Annotated in this window: 1 protein-coding gene; it reads left to right on the top strand. The window is 54.9% G+C overall.

Annotated features, from left to right (window positions below):
* Positions 1-1337: 1337 nt before the first annotated feature.
* Positions 1338-2351, top strand: coding sequence for an NAD(P)-dependent oxidoreductase (locus tag BOA8489_RS19895; protein ID WP_093976045.1), 1014 nt, complete (start codon positions 1338-1340; stop codon positions 2349-2351).
* Positions 2352-2766 lie beyond the last annotated feature (415 nt).

The following is a 2766-nucleotide window of genomic DNA, read 5'->3' as shown; positions in this document are numbered from 1 at the left end:
GCGCCCGACTCCGGTGAGGTGCAAAGCCTAAAAAAAGCATGATGGGTTAACTGCGCTAGTGGCCGCTTAGTCTGCAAAGCGGACATTAGTGTTCGCTGCAGTGAATGACTGCATTGAGCCCAAAGCGGACACTAAATAACTCTCTGGATGCCAGACTTGACCCACGTTTCCCTACACACAGCTAGAGAAGTCTCTGCGCTGAGGGACAACATTGTCATTCGCGACACCGTCCAACCATACTTCGTAGACAGTTTTCTCAGGGCGGGAATTTCGAATGTTCGCCAGCAAAGAGAGAATAAATGAGAATACAAGCGCACCTAGCGCCATTCCGATCATTAGAGCCATAACGGGCCTCACACTGATTACAATACTATGCTTTTAAACGTAGCCTGCCAGTGTGCCGACGCTCAGGCAATAAGCAGGAAATTTTAGGACAATTTTATGCGGCTCAAAGGCCAGTGGCTTGAACGAAAGAAGCCGTAGGACGACTGTGGCGTGCAGTATCGCCACGTCCGAACGACTGCTTGTTCCCGCGAAGCAATCATTCAGCTAAAGCGCAGCGAATGGCGGCTTAGTTTCTCACTCCCACCAAAGAGGAAGCGCGACGATGTCGATTGATTCATCGCAATGACGAATGCTCGAGTACGGATAGGTTTTGTGTGTGCTGCCGCTGTGCCTGTTCGCACGGTACCTATTAGATCTTCCTGCCCGGGATCCATCTAATGTGGCGGCAGCGCACCTTTATTTCATTTGAGCCGACCTACGTTGCTGAAAAGGCAATCAAACGCGCAAAAGTTGCACCTCAGGACTTCCTACAATGCTTTTTTGGCTTCGGGGTTGCGCCGAATGCTTGACGCAGGGTCGAGATATGTTCTCAGTTGAGGTACTGTCGTCGGACCTCCGATTAACCCCTTCCGGTTTCTCACTCCTTAGGTCCGGCGGCGGCATTTCTTATAGAGTCATAGTTTGACTGCGAGCAGCTGCAGTCTCAAGCAACACTAATCAATGCACTCTGCGACGGGGACCATTCCCTCCATCATCGCCAGGTTCCTCAGCCAAGGCCATACCATCCGCCACCATGTTGAGGATATCTGGAGTAGAAATCCCAGACCGCATCAGGCTTGCCACAATCTCCACTAGGATACGATCAGTCAGGCAGTCGATGCAGATAGCGTTCGTTCGATTAGTCTCGCGACACAGCCCGGTAGCGAGCGATACGTTGAGTCCGCCCCGCAGAGCGCATACACTTATCGATCAACCTAATGTCCGCTTCTCCCGTTCTTCGGATGCCCCCAACGGCCGGCGGCGTATCATGTGAACCGTTCTTGGGAGATTTTATGAAGATTCTGTATGATCCAGAGCCGCGCACGACGGAAGAGATTTTCTCTGTTTCCGATCGCGCAGAGTTTTTGAAAACCTACGAAGTCATTGAAGTCGACCCGTCGGCGCGGGACCGGGACTACGAGGTTCATCTTCCTGAGACTGACATTCTGATCAGTCAGCAGGCGATGGATGGCGCGCGTTTGGATAGCGCGAAGAAACTCAGAGCGATCTTCAACGTCGAGACGAACTTCCTGCCGAACATAGACTACGAAGCGTGCTTGGCCCGTGGGGTCCACGTTTTGACACCCGGATCAGTTTTCGCTTTACCCGTCGCCGAAATGGGCTTTGGTATGGCTCTCTCGCTGGCGCGCAATATCCACGGTGGGCATGGAGATTTCGTGGCCGGTCGGGAAAAGTATGGATTGCAGGGCAACGCTCAGGCCGAACTTCTGACCGGAAGCGAAATTGGTTTTATCGGTTTTGGCGATCTCGGCCGTGCCCTGTTTCGCCTTCTTGCCCCATTCCAGGCACGGGTTCGGGCCTTCGACCCTTGGCTGCCGGACGGGTACCTGCGTCGTCAAGGCGTCGAACCCGCATCGCTTGATGACGTGCTAACCAAAAGCCGGTGCGTTTTTGTCGTCGCCTCCACGACAACGCAAAACAATCACCTACTGAATGCGGATACCTTGGCGAGACTTAAGGATGGAGCGATGCTCGTGCTTCTCAGCCGCGCCGCCGTCGCCGACTTTCGTGCGTTGGCGGCCGAAGCGGCCAGCGGCAGGCTTAGGATTGCCACAGACGTCTTTCCCGTGGAGCCCGTCTCACCACAGGATCCGATCCGGGGCACACCGGGGATCCTTTTTTCGGCGCATCGGGCAGGCGCGCTGACGTCGGCACTTCAGGCCATCGGCGCTCACGTTCTGGAGGACCTGTCTCTGATCGCCCACAACCTGCCACCGATCACCTGTCGCCGCGCGGAACGCGAAACGGTAATGACGCTTCGGTCCATGCCGATTGAAGGATCATAGTTGCCCAAAGGAACGAAGGGGGCCATTCATTTCGAACGCGGTGAAAACGCCCGGTGGCGCCAGTTTCGAAAGCTTGGCTTAATTTCCGTTCTGTCCCGCGTAGCAGTCATTAGTGTTCGCTGCAGTGAATGACTGCATTGAGCCCAAAGCCGTCATCCAGATTGAGGCGGATCAAAGTGGTTTTGTTCGGCGCGCATTAAGGTGTCTGCGAACGTGAGCTGCAAAAGGAGGGCAGACACCGTGCACCGTTTATCCTTTGCCATGCTCCTTGCGATCTCCCTGCCATTGGCTGGACTGGCTGACACGCCGAAAACTTCTGGGATATGCCCCGGTCTCAATGTGACCGCGACGGCCCCTGAAGCAGGTCTCTTTGATCTGATTTGCAGGACAGCGACCGACCACGTCGCTCGGCTAA

The organism is Boseongicola aestuarii (assembly GCF_900184815.1).
Lineage (GTDB): Bacteria > Pseudomonadota > Alphaproteobacteria > Rhodobacterales > Rhodobacteraceae > Boseongicola > Boseongicola aestuarii.
The sequence above is the reverse complement of the archived record's forward strand: the minus strand, read 5'-3'. Positions and strand labels throughout refer to the sequence as shown.

Excerpts from the sequence above, each read along its gene's own strand:
- BOA8489_RS19895 (WP_093976045.1), top strand. The coding sequence starts at position 1,338 with ATGAAGATTCTGTATGATCCAGAGCCGCGCACGACGGAAGAGATTTTC.